This is a genomic window from Pedobacter polysacchareus (assembly GCF_019802255.1).
GTDB classification, from domain to species: domain Bacteria; phylum Bacteroidota; class Bacteroidia; order Sphingobacteriales; family Sphingobacteriaceae; genus Pedobacter; species Pedobacter polysacchareus.
In genome coordinates this window covers 831,568-852,016 of the sequence record NZ_JAHYSS010000001.1, presented here as the reverse complement: position 1 = coordinate 852,016, position 20,449 = coordinate 831,568, and the positions used below count along the sequence as shown (strand labels likewise).

General features: G+C 41.0%; 19 protein-coding genes. 13 read left to right on the top strand and 6 right to left on the bottom strand.

Annotated elements, in window-relative coordinates; all coding sequences use genetic code 11:
- The first annotated feature begins 31 nt into the window (after positions 1-31).
- Complete coding sequence (locus K7X70_RS03525) at positions 32-622, top strand: YceI family protein (protein WP_222535749.1); 591 nt, start codon at positions 32-34, stop codon at positions 620-622.
- Positions 623-766: 144 nt separating this feature from the next.
- Positions 767-1,183, top strand: coding sequence for a response regulator (locus tag K7X70_RS03520; protein WP_222535748.1), 417 nt, complete (start codon positions 767-769; stop codon positions 1,181-1,183).
- Here K7X70_RS03520 and K7X70_RS03515 read toward each other — a convergent pair.
- Positions 1,170-1,934 (bottom strand): MBL fold metallo-hydrolase, encoded by a 765-nt coding sequence (locus K7X70_RS03515; RefSeq protein WP_222535747.1) that lies wholly within the window; start codon positions 1,932-1,934, stop codon positions 1,170-1,172. The genes K7X70_RS03520 and K7X70_RS03515 overlap by 14 nt on opposite strands.
- A gap of 177 nt (positions 1,935-2,111) precedes the next feature.
- On the opposite strand from K7X70_RS03515, the gene recJ reads away from it, so the two are divergent.
- The 4 genes from recJ (at position 2,112) to K7X70_RS03495 (ending at position 6,621) form a co-directional block, all read left to right on the top strand.
- Entirely contained in the window at positions 2,112-3,812 is a 1,701-nt protein-coding gene (recJ, locus tag K7X70_RS03510) for a single-stranded-DNA-specific exonuclease RecJ (protein WP_222535746.1), read from the top strand.
- 41 nt (positions 3,813-3,853) lie between these two features.
- Positions 3,854-4,588, top strand: coding sequence for an LPS export ABC transporter ATP-binding protein (gene lptB / locus K7X70_RS03505; RefSeq protein WP_222535745.1), 735 nt, complete (start codon positions 3,854-3,856; stop codon positions 4,586-4,588).
- Positions 4,589-4,606: 18 nt separating this feature from the next.
- Positions 4,607-6,121 carry a GH3 auxin-responsive promoter family protein gene (locus K7X70_RS03500; protein WP_222535744.1) on the top strand — a complete coding sequence of 505 codons (1,515 nt, stop codon included), beginning with the start codon at positions 4,607-4,609 and terminating at the stop codon, positions 6,119-6,121.
- 71 nt (positions 6,122-6,192) lie between these two features.
- Complete coding sequence (locus K7X70_RS03495; protein ID WP_222535743.1) at positions 6,193-6,621, top strand: CBS domain-containing protein; 429 nt, start codon at positions 6,193-6,195, stop codon at positions 6,619-6,621.
- 137 nt (positions 6,622-6,758) lie between these two features.
- Here the strand turns inward: K7X70_RS03495 and K7X70_RS03490 are convergent, their stop codons facing one another.
- Together K7X70_RS03490 and K7X70_RS03485 are read right to left on the bottom strand one after the other, a co-directional pair.
- Complete coding sequence (locus K7X70_RS03490) at positions 6,759-8,801, bottom strand: M13 family metallopeptidase (RefSeq protein ID WP_222535742.1); 2,043 nt, start codon at positions 8,799-8,801, stop codon at positions 6,759-6,761.
- A gap of 67 nt (positions 8,802-8,868) precedes the next feature.
- A complete protein-coding gene (locus K7X70_RS03485) occupies positions 8,869-9,327 on the bottom strand; it encodes a GyrI-like domain-containing protein (protein ID WP_222535741.1) in 459 nt (152 codons plus the stop codon).
- 162 nt (positions 9,328-9,489) lie between these two features.
- On the opposite strand from K7X70_RS03485, the gene K7X70_RS03480 reads away from it, so the two are divergent.
- From K7X70_RS03480 to K7X70_RS03450, 7 genes are all read left to right on the top strand, one after another.
- Positions 9,490-10,620 (top strand): metallophosphoesterase family protein, encoded by a 1,131-nt coding sequence (locus tag K7X70_RS03480; RefSeq protein WP_222535740.1) that lies wholly within the window; start codon positions 9,490-9,492, stop codon positions 10,618-10,620.
- Positions 10,621-10,685: 65 nt separating this feature from the next.
- Positions 10,686-11,294, top strand: coding sequence for an RNA polymerase sigma factor (locus K7X70_RS03475; protein ID WP_222535739.1), 609 nt, complete (start codon positions 10,686-10,688; stop codon positions 11,292-11,294).
- A 35-nt stretch (positions 11,295-11,329) separates the two neighbouring features.
- Positions 11,330-12,334: a FecR family protein gene (locus K7X70_RS03470; RefSeq protein ID WP_222535738.1), complete on the top strand. Its 1,005-nt coding sequence runs from the start codon at positions 11,330-11,332 to the stop codon at positions 12,332-12,334.
- A 105-nt stretch (positions 12,335-12,439) separates the two neighbouring features.
- Positions 12,440-15,085 (top strand): TonB-dependent receptor, encoded by a 2,646-nt coding sequence (locus K7X70_RS03465; protein WP_222535737.1) that lies wholly within the window; start codon positions 12,440-12,442, stop codon positions 15,083-15,085.
- A gap of 21 nt (positions 15,086-15,106) precedes the next feature.
- Positions 15,107-15,901 (top strand): DUF4249 domain-containing protein, encoded by a 795-nt coding sequence (locus K7X70_RS03460; protein WP_222535736.1) that lies wholly within the window; start codon positions 15,107-15,109, stop codon positions 15,899-15,901.
- Position 15,902: 1 nt separating this feature from the next.
- Positions 15,903-16,802: a sterol desaturase family protein gene (locus K7X70_RS03455; RefSeq protein ID WP_222535735.1), complete on the top strand. Its 900-nt coding sequence runs from the start codon at positions 15,903-15,905 to the stop codon at positions 16,800-16,802.
- Between the two features lie 137 nt (positions 16,803-16,939).
- Positions 16,940-18,220, top strand: coding sequence for an acetyl-CoA hydrolase/transferase family protein (locus K7X70_RS03450; RefSeq protein WP_222535734.1), 1,281 nt, complete (start codon positions 16,940-16,942; stop codon positions 18,218-18,220).
- A 180-nt stretch (positions 18,221-18,400) separates the two neighbouring features.
- Here the strand turns inward: K7X70_RS03450 and K7X70_RS03445 are convergent, their stop codons facing one another.
- The 3 genes from K7X70_RS03445 to K7X70_RS03435 form a co-directional block, all read right to left on the bottom strand.
- Positions 18,401-18,682: a GNAT family N-acetyltransferase gene (locus K7X70_RS03445; RefSeq protein ID WP_222535733.1), complete on the bottom strand. Its 282-nt coding sequence runs from the start codon at positions 18,680-18,682 to the stop codon at positions 18,401-18,403.
- Positions 18,683-18,698: 16 nt separating this feature from the next.
- The gene (locus K7X70_RS03440) at positions 18,699-19,589 is read right to left on the bottom strand and encodes a pirin family protein (protein ID WP_222535732.1); all 891 of its coding nucleotides are present in this window, start codon (positions 19,587-19,589) and stop codon (positions 18,699-18,701) included.
- 205 nt (positions 19,590-19,794) lie between these two features.
- Positions 19,795-20,436 (bottom strand): NAD(P)H-dependent oxidoreductase, encoded by a 642-nt coding sequence (locus K7X70_RS03435; protein ID WP_222535731.1) that lies wholly within the window; start codon positions 20,434-20,436, stop codon positions 19,795-19,797.
- Between the last annotated feature and the right edge of the window lie 13 nt (positions 20,437-20,449).

The window sequence follows — 20,449 nt, the reverse complement described above, 5'->3', positions numbered from 1 at the left end:
CGGGCCTGTAACTCAACCATTAAACAAGGATATGAAACTAAAATTAACCTCATTAGCACTGCTATTAGTAGTGATGACTACCTCTGCATTTATTGCTCCGGTGTTTAAAGCGGATACCTATAAAGTAGACGCTTCGAAATCCTCGATCACCTGGATTGGAAAAAAACTGACAGGCGGTCACAATGGCACGATCAACTTACAATCAGGTGCTTTATCCTTCAATGGAAAAAAGTTAACTGCTGGTAATTTTGTATTGGACATGAACAGCATTAAAGATGCCGACAATAGTGCCAATTTAGAAAAACATTTGAAGGATGCGGATTTCTTTGGTGCCGACAAATTTCCTACCTCTACATTTGTGATTAAAAATGTAACCGGAAATGGTGCTGCTGTAACTGTAAATGGAGATTTAACCATCAAAGGGATTACAAAACCAATTAGTTTCCCTGCTACTTTAGCTTGGAATGCTGATGGTTCAGTAACTGCAACTGCCGACAAAATTATTGTTGACAGAACTAAATATGACATCAAATTCAGGTCAAAAACCATTTTCCCAGAAATCGGAAATAAAATGATCAATGACGAATTTGAGCTCTCGGTTAAACTGGTAGCAAAAAAATAATTCTTTTTATTTCATAAAAAAAAGGCCATTATTGTATAGTGGCCTTTTTTTTTGTAACATAACAGATACCGCTTTTACCATAGCTACATATTTCATAACTTTATATATTACACACAACAATTTTACAGTTACCCTTTGAAATTTATGATGATCTCAAAAATTAAGCTACTTGTTATTGATGATGACGATATTAACATCTTCATTATAAAAAAAATAGTAGAAAAAACGGGGTTTAACGTAGAAATGGTCGCCAAGACTAATGGACAAATGGCGATTGATTATATCACCATGACGCTTTCGTTACAGGAACCATTGCCACATCTGGTGCTGATCGACATTAATATGCCGGTATTGAATGGATGGGAATTCCTGGATGCTTATGGACAGCTAAATCTCGACCAGAAAATAGACATGTATATGCTGTCTTCTTCGGTATATGAGAATGATATTGAAAAAGCGAAGACTTATCAAAGTGTGAAAGGGTTTATCTCTAAACCCCTTTCTATTGAACGCCTGACCGAGCTATTTAAAATAATTGAGCAGGATGCTATTGAATCTTAAACTGCCCATCGGTTAAAGTAACGAAACCTGTAGCCCTGGATTTGCCATGGTAAAATAAGCAGTTCCAGTTTTCTGCAGCTGCTTTCTCCCCGAAAACTTCCCGAAGTTCCATTGCTTTTCTGCCATCAAAATCATATTTGGCAATAAATTTCCTGAGTAATTCTTCCGGCTCAGGCAAAACATCACCTCCAAAAAACACTTTATCGGTCCCATCATCCAATAAAAAGGTCTGATGAAAAGGTGTATGTGCCCCGGTTAATTCATAACTGATCTCTGCCGTAAATTGTCCGGAACCCTCTATAAATACCAATTGCGCATTGCGCTGCAGGAATTCAAAAATTTCGGTATGATAAGAAGAGGAAGTATTCGTAAAAGCACCCTCCCATTCTCCGCGCTGAATCACATAGACAGCATTCGGAAAACTCAGCTCCATCTTGTCGCCAACATGATGAATCATCCCGCCCGAATGGTCAAAATGTAAATGAGACATCAATACCAGGGTCACATCTTCCGGATCAAAACCCGCTTTTTTTATGTTTTCATGCAAGATCAATTGCCCATCTTCATTGCTATAGCCCAATCCAGTGTCCAGCAAAATCAACTGATCTTCCATTTTTACTAAAAATGGCTGTACATTGATAAACAGAGAAGCCGGACGGTCTTTTGGCTGATCTACAGCAGGGTTAAATGGTAGAAATTTTTTGGTGGCATCTACAGAATAGGTGCCTTCGAACAAAGTGAATACTTGCAATGGCGTAGTTATTTTAAGAAGAAATAATTAAATGATATATTTACGATTCATTGCAAAGATAGGGAACCTGGCTGAAATCCGGTTCATACCAGCGTCAAAACCAACAGCGGTCATAGCGCAATTCCTAAATCTTCCTTGCAAGAATCGATAATTCGAAAAAAAACACGAAAGACAGTAATGGAAAAAATATGGGTGCAGGCAGTAAATGATGATTTTGAAACCATAGACACACTTGCACAGCAATTAAATATAGATCAGAGTTTAGCCGAAGTTTTAGTACAAAGAGGCATCGCTTCTTTTGATGCCGCAAAAGATTATTTCAGGCCGGATATGGCCAAATTACATGATCCTTTCCTGATGAAAGACATGGAAAAGGCCATCGCCAGGATCGACCTTGCCCTTAGAAATCAAGAGAAAATCATGGTTTATGGTGATTATGATGTGGATGGCACTACTTCTGTAGCGCTGACCTACAGTTTCTTCAGCCAGTTTACCGACACTATTGAGTATTACATCCCCGACCGCCATAAGGAAGGTTATGGGATCTCCACGCAGGGTATTGATTACGCGAAACAGCAAGGGATTACCCTGATTATTGCCCTGGACTGCGGGATTAAATCCGTAGACAAAATCGCTTACGCCAATAGCTTATCCGTAGATTTTATCATTTGCGACCACCATTTACCAGGCGATGAATTACCCGCAGCAATCGCTGTTCTAGATCCTAAACGTCTGGATTGCCCCTACCCTTTTAAAGAACTTGCCGGTTGTGGTATTGGCTTTAAACTGGCGCAGGCTTATAGTATCCAGCACCAATTGCCAAAAGCAGGATATGAACAATACCTGGATCTGGTGATGGTGAGTATCGGTGCAGACATTGTGCCTATTGAAGATGAAAACCGGATATTGGCCTACCATGGGCTCGTTAAACTAAACACCAACCCTTCCATGGGATTACGGGCATTGATGAAAATCTCCGGAAAAAACAAAGATTATACCTTAACTGATGTGATCTTCTCTCTGGCACCAAGAATCAATGCTGCCGGCAGAATGGACCATGCCAATCAGGCCGTAAAAATGCTGCTTTGTACAGAAGACGACCTGGCATTGGAACAAAGTGAATTCATCAACCTGCAAAATACGGATCGAAAAACAACAGATCATACGATTACCGCTGAGGCACTGGCAAGAATTGCCGACTGTGACATTTTAATTCATAAAAAGACCACGGTAATTTACCATGAAAGCTGGAATAAAGGAGTGATTGGAATTGTGGCCTCCCGCTTGACGGAGAAATATTTCCGCCCAACCATCGTTCTTACGTTGTCGAATGGCTTATTGACAGGATCAGCAAGGTCAGTACCGGGTTTCGACTTATATGAAGCCTTATTGGGATGTCAGGATTTACTGATTCAATTTGGTGGACATAAGTTTGCGGCAGGCCTCACGATGAAACCAGAAAATATTGATGCTTTTACCGATAGATTTGAAGAAATTGTGTCTTCCAGCATTACTGAAGATATGCTTTCGCCGAAAATCAAGATTGATACCGAGCTTCAGTTTTCACAGATTGATGGCAAGTTTCAACGCATCATTTCACAGATGGCACCCTTCGGACCACATAATCCGGCGCCTGTTTTTGTGAGCCATGGACTGAGTTTAGCGGCAAAGCCACATGTTGTTGCTACAAAACATTTAAAATTGAGTATAAAACAACAAAATTCAGTTATTTTTGAAAGCATTGGATTTGGCCTTGCAGAATATGAAGGTCCTCTGCAATCAAACAAACCCTTTTCTATTTGTTATACTATTGAAGAAAACATTTGGAGAGACCAGCGACGTTTGCAGTTAAACATCAAAGGAATAAAAATTAATTAGCGATCATTCGTACCATATAAACATTTGAGATTAAGATATAAATGATATTAAGAGCTGAGAATCTAATCAAAAAGTACAAACAGAGAACCGTTGTAAATGACGTTTCATTTTCTGTGAGCCAGGGAGAAATTGTGGGTTTACTTGGGCCTAATGGAGCGGGAAAAACGACCTCATTCTACATGATTGTGGGCTTGATCAAACCTAATGAAGGTACTATTTTTTTAGATGACGAAGACATCACTTCTAATGCCATGTATAAAAGGGCACAGAAAGGGATTGGTTATCTGGCTCAGGAAGCTTCTGTATTCCGAAAATTATCTGTTGAAGATAACATTATGGCCATCCTGGAGATGACCAAAATGGGAAAAGAAGAACGTCATGAAAAACTAGACGAACTCATCAATGAATTCAGCTTGCATAAGGTGCGTAAAAACCGTGGTGATTTACTTTCCGGTGGAGAACGCCGCAGAACGGAAATCGCAAGAGCACTGGCCGCCAGTCCGAACTTTATCTTACTCGATGAGCCATTTGCAGGGGTCGATCCTATTGCCGTAGAAGAAATTCAAGGCATCGTTCATAAATTAAAACAAAAAAATATAGGTATCTTAATTACCGACCATAACGTGCAGGAAACACTTTCCATCACCGATAGGGCCTATTTACTATTTGAAGGTAAAATATTAGAATCCGGAACACCAGAAGTACTCGCTGCCAATGAAATGGTTAGACGTGTATATCTAGGTTCAAACTTCGTGCTCCGTACTAAAAAATTATAACCCTTTATTACCCGACACATGGCTATAGTAAATTCGATTTTTACCTGGTATATGAAAAAGCGCGTCCATCAGATCGAGCTTTTCATGAAATATCCACATGATGTACAGGAGGAATGGTTTCAGAGACTGATTTCCAGTGCTGCTGATACAGAATGGGGAACTAAATATGACTACCGTTCTATTCTATCCCCCAGACAATTTAAACAAAGGGTACCCATACAAAATTACGATACCTTAAAACCCTATATAGAAAGGATGCTCAAAGGTGAGCAAAACATCCTTTGGCCTACAGAAATTAAGTGGTTTGCGAAGTCCTCTGGCACCACCAGCGACCGGAGTAAATTCATTCCAGTATCCGAAGAATCATTACAGGAATGTCATTTCAAAGGTGGAAAAGATTTGTTATCGATCTTTTGCAACAACCGTCCGGACAACCAGATCTTAACTGGAAAAGGACTGGTATTGGGAGGCAGCCACCAGATCAATCAGCTCAACGAAGATTCCTTTTATGGTGATTTATCAGCCGTATTGATCAAAAATCTGCCAATGTGGGCCGAATATTACCGGACGCCAAACATTTCCATTGCCCTGATGGACAATTATGAGGAGAAAATGGAAAAGATGGCAGAGGCAACCATCAAAGAAAACGTCACGAATATCGCTGGTGTACCTACATGGACGCTGGTTTTAGCAAAAAAGGTACTGGAAATTACGGGTAAGAAAAACCTGCTGGAAGTATGGCCAAACCTGGAACTTTACATCCATGGTGCAGTAAATTTTAAGCCTTATAGAGAACAGTTCAAAGAATTGATCCCTTGTAACCAGATGTATTATCTGGAAACTTATAATGCTTCGGAAGGATTTTTCGGGATTCAGGATGAAGTCAATTCTGATGAACTCTTATTGATGCTGGATTACGGCATTTACTATGAATTCTTACCTATTGAACTGCTGGATAGCGAAAATCCAGATACCTTGTCTTTAGACCAGGTGCAGCTCAATAAAAATTACGCCATCATCATTTCTACCAATGGCGGTCTTTGGCGCTATATGATTGGTGATACTGTACAATTTACCAGTCTATCCCCTTACCGCATAAAAATTACCGGCCGCACTAAACATTTCATCAATGCTTTTGGCGAAGAGGTCATCATCGACAATGCAGAACAGGCCATTTGCAAGGCTTGTACAGAAACCGGTGCCGTGTTTAAGGATTATACCGCCTGCCCTATTTATTTTAAAGGAGAAGAAGTTGGAGGCCATGAATGGATCATAGAATTTGATCAGCAGCCCAATGATTTTGAAAAGTTTGTCGACATTTTGGATGCCACACTCAGAGAAGTGAATTCAGACTACGACGCCAAGCGTTTTAAAGACATGGCACTCCGCAGACCCAAAGTGCACAATGCACCCTATAACACCTTTTACAACTGGTTAAAATCTAAAGGCAAATTAGGTGGACAGCATAAAGTTCCCCGATTGGCAAATGAGCGTACCTACGTAGAAGAAATTTTGCCAATGATGGCTAAATAAATATTTCGGCTGTACATATTGGAAATTAGCTTTTATTTCGTTAAATTTAATTAGCTAATTATTAATGTGTTATGAAAACCGTAAAACAATTACTCAGCACTAAATCAGCTGAAATTTTTTCCGTTTCCGCCGATGTATCGGTGCTAGATGGACTCCAGGTAATGATGGAAAAAAATATCAGTGCGCTGCTCATAATGGAGGAGCATAAATTATTAGGAATTTTTACGGAAAGGGATTATGCCCGAAAGATCATTCTTCAGGGAAAAGCCTCTGTAGATACACCAATCCATGAAGTCATGACGGCTTTGCCAATTACAGTGTCCCCAGCAGATAGCCTGGACCATTGCATGCAGACCATGACGAATAGGCACATCCGCCATTTACCCGTGATTCAGGACGGGGAATTAATTGGCATGGTCTCTATTGGTGACGTCGTGAAATTTATCATCGAAGATCAAAAACAGACGATTTCTCAACTGGAAAGCTATATCAGCAGCTAGGTCTTAGCAAGCGTTAAACAAATTATATTTTAAACAAAGAAGCCGGTTCTGTACAGAACCGGCTTCTTTGTTGGTATTTTCCTGGCCGAAGCTTTCTTTCTGGAAGCTCTTATTCAGACGAAATTCTTCAACTTTCCTTACCAGATTTTAACACGTTTTTCTGGTGCCAGATATAAAGAATCTTTAGGAGTTACTTTAAATGCAGTATACCAGTCAGGGATATTTCTAACCACACCGTTAACTCTGAATTTAGCTGGAGAATGTGGGTCTGTACCTACCTGATTTCTCAAGGATTCATTATTTGATTTGTTCAGCCAAACCTGCCCCCAACCGATAAATACCCTTTGCTCACCTGTGAAACCATCCATTACTGGTGCTGGCTTACCATTTAAACTGGTTTTATACGCTTTTAAAGCGATGCTTAAACCACCAAGGTCACCGATGTTCTCTCCTAAAGTAAATGCACCATTTACTTTCAGATCCGGGAATACCTGGAATGCACTGTACTGTGCAATCAGCGCCTGAGTTCTCTTTTTAAATTCTTCGTTGTCTTTTGGAGTCCACCAGTTGCGCATCACACCATCACCGTCGAAAGTACTGCCTTGATCGTCAAAACCATGTCCTACTTCATGACCGATTACCGCACCAATACCCCCATAATTTACCGCGTCTTCAGCATCCATATCAAAGAAAGGAGGTTGTAAGATCGCCGCAGGGAACACGATTTCGTTCAATGTCGGGTTGTAATAAGCGTTCACCGTTTGTGGTGTCATGCCCCACTCTGAACGATCTACCGGTTTACCTAATTTGTTCAGGTTGCGCTTGTATTCAAACTCAGCAGCACGTTTCTCATTTCCATAAAGGTCGTGTTTCACTACTTTTAAAGAAGAATAATCTCTCCATTTATCAGGATATCCGATTTTCGGAGTGAATTTACTGATTTTCACTAAAGCTTGCTTTTTAGTCTCCGGACTCATCCAGTCTAATTCTTTGATGCTGGTTTCATAAGATTTCAACAAGTTGTCCACTAGTTTCAGCATGCGTTCTTTTGCGGCAGGCGGGAAATGTTTTTCTACATATAATTTACCCACCATTTCACCAAGGCTGCCATTCACCACATCTACTGCTCTACGCCATCTTGGTTTTTGTTCTTTTACACCATAAAGTGTTTTTGCATAGAAATCGAAGTTCTCTTCGTCAATTGCAGTCGTCAGTGCCGAGCCTGCTCCTGTCAATGCACTCCATTTCAAATACGTTTTCCAGGTATCCAATGGTGTATTTTTGAAGATCGCATTCAGGTCTTTTGTATAAGCTACCTGCGTGATCACCAAACTGTCCTGCCCTTTAACACCAGCTTCCGTCAATAAAGTACTCCAGTCAAAATCAGGAGTCAGTTTACCCAGATCTTTGATGGCATATTTATTATAAAGGCCAGCCATATTTCTGGTTTCTTCTTTTTTCATGTGTTTAGAAGCCAATAAAGTCTCTAATGCCATGATTTGAGCGGCTTTTGCTTTCCCATCAGGAATACCTGCAAGTCCTAACATCTTTTCGATGTGCAGTACATATTTAGCACGTGTTTCTTTTGATTTAGCATCCTGAAGCAAATAATACTCTCTTTCTGGTAAACCTAAACCACCTTGCCAGGTGTACAGCATATATTTTTTAGGATCTTTAAAATCTTCGATGATCCCTACACTAAAAGGAATGTAATTACCGATTTTGTTCGCATAAGCGAAATAAGCAGCAAGATCTTTATTGGAAGCAATACCCTCAATCTTTTTAAATTCGGCTTGCATTGGCGCTAATCCGATAGAATCACGCACTTTCATGTTCATATAAGAATCATAAAAATCACCGATCTTTTGCTGATCAGATCCCTCTGCAGCTTTGTCTTTGGCCGCATTCTCGATGATGGCTTTCACATCTTCCTGTGCTTTATCGTTCACAATAGCACCAGCGCCATAGGAAGACTTATCCGCAGGAATCTTGGTGTTTTTAATCCAGGTTCCATTGACGTATTCCATGAAATTGTTACCAGGAGCAACTGTGGTGTCCATGTTTTTAAGGACAATTCCAGAGTGCAATTCCTTGTTTTTATCGGAACTGCTGCAGGCAGAAAGCAGCAGCATAGATCCTGCAACCACCTGGATTCCAATCGATTTCTTGATATTTATCATATAAAAATAATATAGGTATGTATCAAATTTAACAAAAGATATGGAATCGGTGGTTAGCCTGCTGAAATTAGCCGACTGCGATAAAAATATCTACTTCTGCTGCTTCCGGGTTTTGGGCTTTAGCGCCATAGACTTCGAAGTCTGTAGTATAAGCACGCGATATTCCTGATTTCCAAATGTCTAGCCAGGCATTAAAAACCAATCCTTCCTGCATATTCCCTTTCAACGCATATTTTTGATAGGAACCACCAGCAATAGTTACTCCCCGCATTCCTTCAGGAATTTCGTCCAGATTTGGAACGGCATAACCGATTACAGTGGTGTATGGTTGGGTAAAATCGCCTTCATAATCAGTGTAAATACTATATACCTCATCACGAAGTTTGTTAACAATTTTTGCCCCAATATTTTCGCCAATAAACCTGGCCCACAACGCAGGAATATCAATAGCTGCTTTACCTGGGTCATTGCTGGTCTCCACTGAAATACCCACTACAAAAAAGGGCGTTAAGGTTACTTTTTCCATTCTCTAATTTTTAATACTTTAATGATTGATGCTGCAAATTTACAGGGACTAGTGACAGCTGTATGTCAGGGCTACTCGATTAAATTTACGTTAAATATTTAATCCTTAATACTCAGTTAACATGGGCCACATAACTTCATAGTAAATCAAAAACATAGGACGATGATCAGTACAAAGATTCTTTATAAAGCAGTTTTTAAAAAAAATCCGGTAGATGACAGTCATACTTTTCAGCCATTGCCATCACCAACAGGAAGCTATCCTTACCGCTTAAATCTGGAGGTAAAATCAGATCAGCCTAGACCGCAGGCAATGGTATTCCACATGGTGGGTGATACCGGTGGATTCAAACAGCCTGATCTGCAAAAACAGATCGCCAGCCAAATGGCCCAGCAGTACTTACAAGCGGCCTGCCCGGAAGAGCGCCCTGCTTTTTTATATCATTTGGGTGACCTGGTTTACCATTATGGAGAAGCAGCTCAGTATGAAGACCAGTTTTTGAAACCTTATGAAAGCTATCCTGGCCCTATTTACGCGATTGCAGGAAACCATGATACGGATGTGAATCCAAATTCAAGCGAACATTACGAACCTCTTGAAGCTTTCTACACCGCATTTTGCAATACTTGCCCTGCTACGCTTCATTTCGGATCAGGCATCAGCAGAAAAAGCCAGGTACAGCCCAATGTATACTGGACAATGGAAGGCCCATTAGCCACCATTATCGGCCTCCACACCAACGTACCAAAGTTTGGCTGCATAAAAAAAGAGCAGCAGGACTGGTTTATAAAAGAGCTGAAACATGCTGCGAAATACAGTTCTGAAAAGGCAATTATTGTATGTATGCACCATGCCCCCTATTCGGCGGATGTAAATCATGGCTCCAGCATGCCGATGGTAGAATTTTTAGAAGCTTCTTTTGCAGCCGCAGGTGTAAAACCAGATCTGATTTTTAGTGGCCATGTGCACAATTACCAGCGTTTCACCAAGCAATATCCGGATGGAAAAACCCTTCCTTTTGTGGTTGCAGGTGCAGGTGGTTTCGACGAACTTCATGCTTTGGCAGATCCGGAGGAGCCAGATTTCCAAACGGACAACGAGTTATTGGAGCAGGTGGTCTTAGAAAATTATTGTGACAACAAACATGGCTTCCTCAGAATTGCCATTGAAAAAACACCTTTTAAATTTACCATTAAGGGCGAATATTATACGCTTTCTGGTAAAAATCCTGAGAATAACGACCATGAAGCTAGATTATTCGATGAATTTATGGTAGATCTGACCGGCAGGTAAGCAGCGATTAAAGATCTCCCCCTCTGTTTTCTTGTTTATTTTTTTTAACATTGAGCCGGATATTCATGGAGATACAAAGATCGGAGCAACTGGAAGACAAGGAACTACTCACTAAATTGAAGGAGGGAGATGAGCTTGCATTTGTAAAAATCTACAATCAGTATCGAAATAAGGTATATAACTATGCCTATCAGCTGAGCAAATCAACTGATACGGCCGAGGAAATTGTGCAAGAAGTATTCATCAGGATCTGGCAAAAGCGCGAGCAGATCAATACCGATTTTTCTTTTCAGGGTTACATCAAGAAAATCACATTAAACCATGTGCTGAATCACCTGAAGAAGATTGCCCGTGAAAAGGCTTTACAAGAAGAAGTATTCCTGCACATTGCTGAGAATCGCAATCGAACGGAAGACAAATTGCTCGAAAAAGAGCTGAGAAAGATCTATGAAGAGGCCGTTGCACAGCTTCCTGCGCAAAAGAAACTAATCTATCAGATGGTGCGCACAGAAGAACTGAGCCATGAGGAAATCGCCATAAAGTTGAGTATTTCTAAAAACACCGTAAAAAATCACATGGTGGAAGCCAGCAAATTTGTCAGGGACTACGTCCGCAAAAATGGTGGGGTCATCTGTTTTATTCTTGCTTCTTCAAATTATTTTCATTCCAACTAGTCCTACCTGCGCTTACAGTTGTATAGTAAGTAGTCATGGAAGAAAAAGAAGAATTAGCCCATCTATATCAACTGTATTTAAGCAACCGCTGTACCGCGGAAGAACTGAACCGTTTTTTTAGCCTTATCCAAAAAGGGAAAGAAGCCGATCAGCTCCAAAATCTATTGTCTACAACCTGGGATCAGACTCCGATGGCACCGGAAACCGGCTTAATCCCTCATTTCCTGCCACAGGCAAACCAACCGAAAACCGCAGCAATGAATCATTCGGCTGCTCCTGGAAAATTATATCCGATGCTCAGGTATGCAGCAGCAATTGCGGCAGTACTGCTCTTATTTTGCGGAATTTACTTTTACCGTGCTGAATTGCAGCAAAGCATTGGAGGTGCTGCAAAAATGGAAATTGCCAGTGTGACCAGCAGCCGCCGACAAATACAGCTTCCGGACGGCACAAAAGTATGGCTAAGTCCACATAGTAAATTAACCTATCCAACTGCTTTTGAAGGAGCGCATCGTTTGGTAAGCCTGGAGGGAGAAGCTTTCTTTGAGGTGGCCCATGACGCTGAGCATCCTTTCATCATCAAATCCGGACAGGTCAGCACCCGTGTTCTGGGTACAAGTTTCAGCTTATCGGCCTATGCCGATCAGGAAGACATCAATGTTACGCTGGTTACTGGGAAGGTCGCCGTATCATTTGATGCAAATGGAAAAACTACAGAAGCCATCATTACTGCTAATCAGCGCGTATCTGTGAACAAAAAAGAAGAAAAAATGAGTACCATAAACTTCCCGGATGCCAAAGATTTTCTGGACAGAAGGATTGGACTCTTCGATTATAAAGGAACGCCGCTTGCGGAAGTGGCAGAAGACCTGGAAATGCAGTATCAAGTACAGATCAGCCTTGCTCCAGAATTACAAAACCACCGTTTCTATGGTCATTTAAATATGAACAACGACCTGGTACAAACCTTGAAAAAGCTCTGTACGGTTATGGAAACAAATTGGGAAAAAGACGGAGGGCAATATGTAATCACAAAATAAATGTCCGGTTTCTAGAAAAGAAGACCGGACAAATACTTCAATCAATTCAAATGCCCGAGCCTTGAGAACTTAAGGGCAAATAAAATCAACATTTAATATAAAGTTATGAAAAAATACGGACCTAAAGGGTTCCTGGCAGTTGTTGCCTTGATGTTACTATTCCTACTCCTGATACAAATGCAGGCTCATGCACAAACACCATTAGAAAAGCGATTGAGCATCAGCCTAAAAGAAGAACCTTTAAAAACTGCTTTAGACAAGATCAGTAAACTGACACAGGTGAAATTTACCTACAATGAGCAAGTGGCCAATAGTAAGGTAAAGATTTCTGTGGAGGCTAAAAATAAAACCTTAAATGAGGTGCTGACGATGGCACTTACTGGTCAGCCTTTTAAATTCAATGCGCTGGACCAGGAGATTCACCTGCAATATGACGCGACGAAAGCAAAAAAGCTGATGGCCGACCCGGCGGCAAATCCGGCAAAGAGCGCAGACAAGTACAGTTTAAGTGGTACGATCTCTTCTTCTAAAACCGGAGAAACGCTGATCGCTGCTACCATAAGATGGGCTGGAACTAAAGTCGCAACCTTAAGTAATGAATATGGTTTTTACTCGATCAGCTTGCCAAAAGGAACACAGCAAATAGAAGTTTCGGCCATTGGTTTCCGCAGTATGACTAAAACCGTCGACCTGAATGGACCTATGCGCTTGAATATTCATTTAGAAGAAGATGCCAATGAACTGGAAACAGTGAGCATCACCTCTACCAGCGCAAGGAGAAATATTGAAAACCCACAGATGGGAATGGAACGCATCAACCTAACCGAAACGAAAAACATTCCGATGGTACTTGGAGAACGTGATGTGATCAAAACACTGCAGCTTTTACCAGGTGTAAAATCATCAGGAGAAGGCTCTGGAGGCTTTTTTGTCCGCGGAGGTAGTGCAGATCAGAACATGATCCTGCTGGATGAAGCACCGGTATATGGCGCTTCCCACCTTTTAGGCTTCTTTTCTACCTTCAATTCTGACGCGATTAAAAATGTAACGCTTTATAAAAGTGGCATGCCGGCACAATATGGCGGTGGATTATCGTCTGTGATGGATGTGAAAATGAACGATGGAAATCTTCAGAAATTTGGCGTCAGCGGTGGTGTCGGAATGATTGCGGCGCGCTTAAATGTAGAAGGACCGATACAAAAAGAAAAGTCTTCCTTCCTCGTTTCTGCCCGTAGAACTTATCTGGATGCTTTCCTGAAACTTTCTAATGACTCCACAATTAATAGCAGCAGTCTTTATTTCTATGATGTAAATGCGAAGGCGAATTATATTCTGGGCGAGAAAGACAGAATCTTCGTATCCGGATATTTTGGAAGAGATGTGTTGGCTGCCGATCAGCTAGCCGGAATCAACTGGGGAAATGCGACCGCTACTGTCCGCTGGAATCACTTGTTCAACAGCAAGCTATTCTCCAATACCTCCCTGATTTTCAGTAATTACAATTATAAGATCAAGGCCGAAGAAGATGAAAGTTCTTTATCCCTATTTTCTCAAATCAGAGACTGGAACTTCAAAGAAGACCTGCAATGGTATATCAATGGGAACAACACACTGAGTTTTGGTTTAAATTCTATTTTCCATACGATTAAACCAGGTGAAGTACGTGCAGAAGGCAATTCAGGCATGGTTTCTCAAGATCTGGAAAACCGCTACTCTTTAGAGAATGCGATTTATGCAAGTAATACCTGGAAAGTTTCTGATGGTTTCAGCTTAACATATGGTTTGCGTTTATCCGCGTTCAGCATCCTGGGTAAAGGCACCTATTATGACATCAACCCTGCGGGGCAGGTGACTTCAGAAACTACCTATAAAAGAGGAGAAGTGGTGAAAACTTATGTGAATCTGGAACCTAGAATTGCAGCCTCCTTCCAGCTTTCTGAATCTGCAGCCATTAAAGCATCTTATGTACGTAATGCACAGAATTTACACCTGATTTCTAATTCCAATTCTGCTTCGCCGATAGACAGATGGACCGCCAGTACCAACATCATTAAGCCGGAACTCAGCGATCAGGTATCCTTAGGTTATTATAAAAACCTAAACGGAGACCGTTATGAGCTGACCATAGAAACCTATTACAAAGACTTAAAAAACCAGATCGACTACAGAAATGGGGCAGACATTTATACCAATAAACCGATAGAAACACAATTGCTTTTTGGTAAAGGACGTGCTTATGGTGTGGAATGGCTGTTGAAAAAGAAAACAGGAAAACTAACCGGATGGCTGGCTTATACCCTTTCTAAATCAGAAAGACAGGTAGATGGTATCAACAACAATGACTGGTACAATACCCGACAAGACCGGACACACGACATTTCCATTGTGGCTTTATATGAGCTGAACAAGAAATGGTCCTTCTCTGCCAACTGGGTATTTGCAACCGGAAATGCCGTAACCTTCCCTAATGCGAAATATACCTTACTTGGGGAAAGTTATTTTTATTACTCTGAGAGAAATGCAGACCGTATGCCTGCTTATCACCGATTGGATGTTGGCGCGACCCACATCTTGAAAAAGAGAAAAAACTTCTCTTCTGAGTTGAGCTTTAGCTTGTATAATGCTTATGGCAGAGCAAATGCTTACAGAATCGCCTTCCGTGAGAATGAAAATCAGCCAAATGTAACAGAAGCGGTAAAAACCAGTCTGTTTAGATTCGTTCCTTCCATCTCTTACGATTTCAAATTTTAAAGACCCAACATAAATACCCACATGAAAAATATAGCTTACATCCTCCTGCTTTTCCCTATACTACTAGGTTCCTGTGAAAAGGTGATCGACTTAAAATACAAGGATAATGAAGTAAAATACGTGATTGAAGGTACGCTTACCAATGAGCCTGGTTCCTGTACTGTATTACTCAGCAAAACCAGAAACTTTAAGGATACCAATCCTTTTAGCGGATTGAGTGGTGCAGTAGTGAAGATAGAAAACAATGGCACTACTTATACCCTGCTGGAAGATAGTCCGGGGGTATATAAATTATCAACTTTAACCGGGATTCCAGGTCAAACTTATCATTTGACTGTTGCTGTAGAAGGGGAAACTTTTAAAGCTTCCAGCACCATGCCTTTAATAGTTCCTTTTGATGATTTTTACCTGAAAGCCAAAGATTTTGACAGCCTGAAAGTCACCACTTACGTGAAATATAAGGACCCGGCAAACGTAACCAACTTTTACTGGTTTGAGCTGTTTCACAATGGCAGGCGACAAAGGAATTACAGCATGATGAACGACCAATTCACTCCTGGTCAGGAAGTAACCACGTCTATCATTTTTGAAAACAAAACCGATGATTTGTCAAGGAACTTTAAAAAAGGAGACAAATTAGGTATTGAAATGCATAGTATTGATCCTTCTGTTTACCTTTACCTTTTCAGTCTGTCCGCTGCGGAAGGCTCTGACAATGGAGCTGCCCCTGCCAATCCACTGAGTAATTTAACAGGTGGCGCACTCGGCTTTTTCAGTGCACATACCACAGAAAAAAGAACGTTAGTGATTCCATAAGATGAATGAATTAGTAGACAAAAACCTGAGCATTGTTGCCCTCTTTGGCTTTGTTGTCATCCTTACTCTAGTTGAAATGTACTTTAGTTACGTCCATGATAAAAAAGTGTATCATGGACGTGATACTTTAACCAATGTATACCTGATGGCAGTGGCGTTTATCGTTAACCTGACCATGAAAACTGCCACTTTCTTCCTATTGGACTATTGTTATGAGCATTATCGTCTGTTTGAAATTTCCAATGTATGGCTGTATTGGATCGTATTGATTCTGGCACAAGACCTGCTTTACTGGCTGCTACATACCACAGGTCATTATGTACGCCTTTTTTGGGCGATGCATGTGACCCACCATTCTTCGGAATTTTTCAATCTGACCACCGGTTTCCGGTCTACCGTATTTGAACCTTTATACCGCGTATTTTTCTATTTGCCACTGGCTTTTATGGGTTTCAATGCATTTGACATACTTTTTGCCTACCTGATTACTCAGATTTATGGCAATCTCGTGCATACGCAGGCCATCGGAAAACTTCATCCATGGATCGAATATATCTTTGTGACACCTTCACATCACCGTGTTCACCATGCCAGTAACGTACGATACCTGGATAAAAACATGGGTATGGTCCTGATTTTATGGGACCGTTGGTTCGGTACTTTTCAGGAGGAAATTCCGGAAGAGGAAATCCACTATGGCTTAACCACACAGCCGGAAGGCCAGGGCGCAGTAAACATTATTTTTCATGAGCTGATTGCACTTTCTGATGATGTTAAAAAAGCACCTGGATGGAAGAATAAACTGAAATATCTATTTAATCCTCCGGGATGGAGTCATGACGGAAATGGTAAAACCTCAAAGATACTGCAGAAAGAGCTCCAGGATCAAGCAGGAGCCTAGCTGACGAAGGTCAGTTATTTTCATGATTTAGATCAGCTGCTTTACGGCGATTTGTATAGAGATTTAGCACAAAATCCTTACCTTTTTGTTAGGTAAGGAGTCAAACTCCAAATTTCCTTAAAGCAGCATCAAAATCTATGAATGTTCCAAACTATACTACCGCAGAACAAGCCCTGCAAGTCATTAAATCAGGTGATCGCGTATTTATTCATGGCAGTGCCGCCACACCGGTTCACCTGATTAAAACATTACAAAAAAGACATCAGGAACTTAAAAATGTAGAAATCACCAGCATCACTACACTTGGAGATGTTGATTTCAATCAAAGCCCTTATCGCGAAAGCTTTTTCTTTAATTCCCTATTCGTATCAGCAAATACCAGGGCGGTAGCCAATAGCATGAATGGAGATTACATTCCCGTTTTTTTAAGTCAGATTCCAAAACTGTTTAAAGAAGGATTTTTACCGATTGATGTGGCCCTGATCCAGGTTTCTGAGCCGGATGCCCATGGATATTGCTCCTTGGGAACTTCTGTAGACATTGCCAGAGCAGCGGTAGATACCGCAAAACACATCATCGCCCAGGTAAATCCAAAGATGCCAAGAACACATGGTGATGGTTTTGTACACATTTCTGCCATTAACTCCCTGGTTCATTTTGAACAGGAATTACCTGAGGTGGATTATTCTGCAAAAACCAGTGAAGCAACGATTACCATCGGTGCGCATATTGCCTCATTAGTAGAAGATGGCGCCACCCTGCAGCTTGGAATTGGCGGGATTCCTGATCAGGTATTGAAAAACTTAACCGGGCATAAAAACCTGGGTTTACATACAGAGATGCTTTCCGATGGGGTGATTCCATTAATTCAAAGTGGGGTGATCAATAATAGCCTTAAAAAGATAAACCGCGGCAAGTCTATCACCTCTTTTATGATCGGCACCCGAAAATTATACGATTTTGTAAATGACAATCCTATTGTTCGCGTGATGGATATTTCTTATGCGAATGATACCAGCATCATTAGAAAAAACCCTAAAGTAACTGCCATTAATTCTGCGATCGAGCTGGACTTAACCGGTCAGATCTGTGCGGATTCTATGGGTACTTATCAGTACTCCGGGATTGGCGGACAAATGGATTTCATCCATGGTGCCTCCCTTTCTGAAGGTGGAAAACCAATTATTGCCCTCCCTTCCATCACCTCAAAAGGCATTTCCAGAATTGTTCCTTTCCTGAAACAAGGAGCTGGCGTAGTGACCACCAGGGGCCATGTACACTGGATTGTGACAGAATACGGCAAAGTTAACTTGTTTGGAATGAGCTTAAAACAAAGAGCCAAAGCCTTGATCAGCCTTGCCCATCCCATGCACAGAGAGGAATTGGATCGCGCCTTCTATGAGCGCTTTAACCACTAATACTACTATTCAATAGCATTAATTACTAATACACAGCGAATTACCAAATAAAATACCTAACGTTAGGTATTTTATTTGGTAATTGGAGCTTGTATATTTGAATCGTTCATTATCTGGATGTTGATGAATTTCTATTATGGGGGGAACCGGCGCCATTGCGGGGGGTAGCCGGTTCAACTTTTAAAAAAGCACGTCATTCAATGATTCATCCTTATTGAAGATGCTTTTAGCAAATGGACACAGCGGAAGGATCTTTACTTTCTGCAGCCTGGCATAATCTACCGCTGCGAATACTAAATCCTTTCCTAAACCTTGTCCCGAGTAATCGGGCTTGACCTCTGTATGCTCAATTACGATTTTTCCCGGGCCAGCCCAGGCATAGTTCATAATTGCCGCGGTCTTACCTTCATTTACAGCTTTAAAATAGCCACCTTTATTTTCATTTAGATGTTCAATTTTCATAAGAATAAATTTAAATCTAACTTTTTATACTCCTCCCCTGCTCTGGCAAAGGCACAAAATCAGTTTCTCCAGGCACTCTTTCAAAAGACTGCTCCAGCCATTTATTTTTAGCTTGTTCAATTATTTCTTTAGAAGTAGCCACAAAATTCCAATAGATGAAACGCTCCTCTGGAAAAGGGGTACCGCCAAAAATGTAAACCGTCGTATTTTCCTGCATCACAAATTCACAAAGTTTAGTGTCGTTAGCGACGAGCAGCTGTTTCGGTTCGTAGGTAAACCCTTCACTTTCAATCGCCCCCTCTAAGATGTACAAGCCACTCTCTCCGAATAAATCATCGCCAATTTTAACGGTTTTACGCGTTTTTGTTTTCAATTCCAGGAAATAAAGCGGACTGTAAACGGGAACCGGGGATTGCTTTCCAAAAGCAGTACCAGCGATCAGTTTAAAAGAGACACCATCTTGTTCCCAGACTGGAATATCTTCAGCCTCTACATGAAAAAATTCGGGTTCCATGTGTTCCAGGTCTTTGGGTAAAGCCACCCAAATTTGTAAACCATGAAGCATTTTATCAGAATGACGTAAGTATGCAGGTGTACGTTCGGAATGAACGATTCCCTTTCCAGCGGTCATCCAGTTGACTTGTCCGGGTTTAATTTCTATTTCATTTGCCAGGCTATCTTTGTGCATAATACTGCCTTCAAAAAGATAAGTTAGCGTAGAAAGACCGATATGTGGGTGTGGAGGAACATCAAGATTTTCATGGTCATTTAAGCAAACAGGGCCCATGTGGTCGATAAAAGCAAATGGACCTACCATTCTTTTTTCCCGGAATGGCAGCAGTCTGCCCACCATAAAATTACCAATATTACTCGCTCGCTCTTCAATGATCAGTTTAATATTTGACATAAGGAATTATCTATTATTCTAAGTTACCATTAAAAGGGTGGCAAATAAAGAAATAATTAAATTTTAACCTATCAAAGGAAAAGGCCCCTTTCGCTATGAAAACGGGCCTTTTCAGGTCGAATGCTTCGTTCTAAAATGAATAAATTTGAGGTTCAGCCGATTTAGAATTGGGCGAATAAAACAAGCCGTTCAATGACTCCAATTCTTACAAGGCGGAGGCTTCAAGCTCAGATTCCTGCAAGCTCCCTGTGGCAGCGTCGGGAATAAAAAGCGAAGCTAAATGTGCCCGGTATCTTTTCAGGTCGGTTTCCACATCTGCATTCTTCTCCACATCATGAAAATGCAGACTTGGCAATGGTTTCATTCCTGTAAAAGCATTCATGCGGTGGAATCCGAATAATGGTCCATCATCCACACTTTTCTGGTCAAAAAACTCTCCAGGAAGTGTAAATGCTTCTTTTGGCGCATTCCAGGAAGTCGTTAACAGATACTTTTTACCGGTTAACAATCCTCCTGTACCATAGTTAATGGCTGGATTTTCTGCAGAACGGCCGTCACTTTTATAAATTCCTCTATTGTGCCCTACGGTAAAAACCACATCAATATATTTCTTCAACCCATGAGGCACCTGGAACCACCAGATGGGAGTATGATAAATGACCACATCTGCCCAGGTGTATTTTTCTACCTCCTCTAAAGGATCATAATCATCATTCACATTTGTTGATTTTACTTCAAAACCAGGTTGATTCTCGAAAAAGCGAATTGTTTCTGCAGCAACTGTTGCATTAAAGCGACCACCAGAATGACCGAAAGCTTGTCCACCATTTATCACAAATATTTTCATTTTTATCTTTTTT

Excerpts from the sequence above, each read along its gene's own strand:
- K7X70_RS03525 (WP_222535749.1), top strand. The coding sequence starts at position 32 with ATGAAACTAAAATTAACCTCATTAGCACTGCTATTAGTAGTGATGACT.
- K7X70_RS03520 (WP_222535748.1), top strand. The coding sequence starts at position 767 with ATGATGATCTCAAAAATTAAGCTACTTGTTATTGATGATGACGATATT.
- recJ (WP_222535746.1), top strand. The coding sequence starts at position 2,112 with ATGGAAAAAATATGGGTGCAGGCAGTAAATGATGATTTTGAAACCATA.
- lptB (WP_222535745.1), top strand. The coding sequence starts at position 3,854 with ATGATATTAAGAGCTGAGAATCTAATCAAAAAGTACAAACAGAGAACC.
- K7X70_RS03500 (WP_222535744.1), top strand. The coding sequence starts at position 4,607 with ATGGCTATAGTAAATTCGATTTTTACCTGGTATATGAAAAAGCGCGTC.
- K7X70_RS03495 (WP_222535743.1), top strand. The coding sequence starts at position 6,193 with ATGAAAACCGTAAAACAATTACTCAGCACTAAATCAGCTGAAATTTTT.
- K7X70_RS03490 (WP_222535742.1), bottom strand. The coding sequence starts at position 8,801 with ATGATAAATATCAAGAAATCGATTGGAATCCAGGTGGTTGCAGGATCT.
- K7X70_RS03485 (WP_222535741.1), bottom strand. The coding sequence starts at position 9,327 with ATGGAAAAAGTAACCTTAACGCCCTTTTTTGTAGTGGGTATTTCAGTG.
- K7X70_RS03480 (WP_222535740.1), top strand. The coding sequence starts at position 9,490 with ATGATCAGTACAAAGATTCTTTATAAAGCAGTTTTTAAAAAAAATCCG.
- K7X70_RS03475 (WP_222535739.1), top strand. The coding sequence starts at position 10,686 with ATGGAGATACAAAGATCGGAGCAACTGGAAGACAAGGAACTACTCACT.
- K7X70_RS03470 (WP_222535738.1), top strand. The coding sequence starts at position 11,330 with ATGGAAGAAAAAGAAGAATTAGCCCATCTATATCAACTGTATTTAAGC.
- K7X70_RS03465 (WP_222535737.1), top strand. The coding sequence starts at position 12,440 with ATGAAAAAATACGGACCTAAAGGGTTCCTGGCAGTTGTTGCCTTGATG.
- K7X70_RS03460 (WP_222535736.1), top strand. The coding sequence starts at position 15,107 with ATGAAAAATATAGCTTACATCCTCCTGCTTTTCCCTATACTACTAGGT.
- K7X70_RS03455 (WP_222535735.1), top strand. The coding sequence starts at position 15,903 with ATGAATGAATTAGTAGACAAAAACCTGAGCATTGTTGCCCTCTTTGGC.
- K7X70_RS03450 (WP_222535734.1), top strand. The coding sequence starts at position 16,940 with ATGAATGTTCCAAACTATACTACCGCAGAACAAGCCCTGCAAGTCATT.
- K7X70_RS03445 (WP_222535733.1), bottom strand. The coding sequence starts at position 18,682 with ATGAAAATTGAACATCTAAATGAAAATAAAGGTGGCTATTTTAAAGCT.
- K7X70_RS03440 (WP_222535732.1), bottom strand. The coding sequence starts at position 19,589 with ATGTCAAATATTAAACTGATCATTGAAGAGCGAGCGAGTAATATTGGT.
- K7X70_RS03435 (WP_222535731.1), bottom strand. The coding sequence starts at position 20,436 with ATGAAAATATTTGTGATAAATGGTGGACAAGCTTTCGGTCATTCTGGT.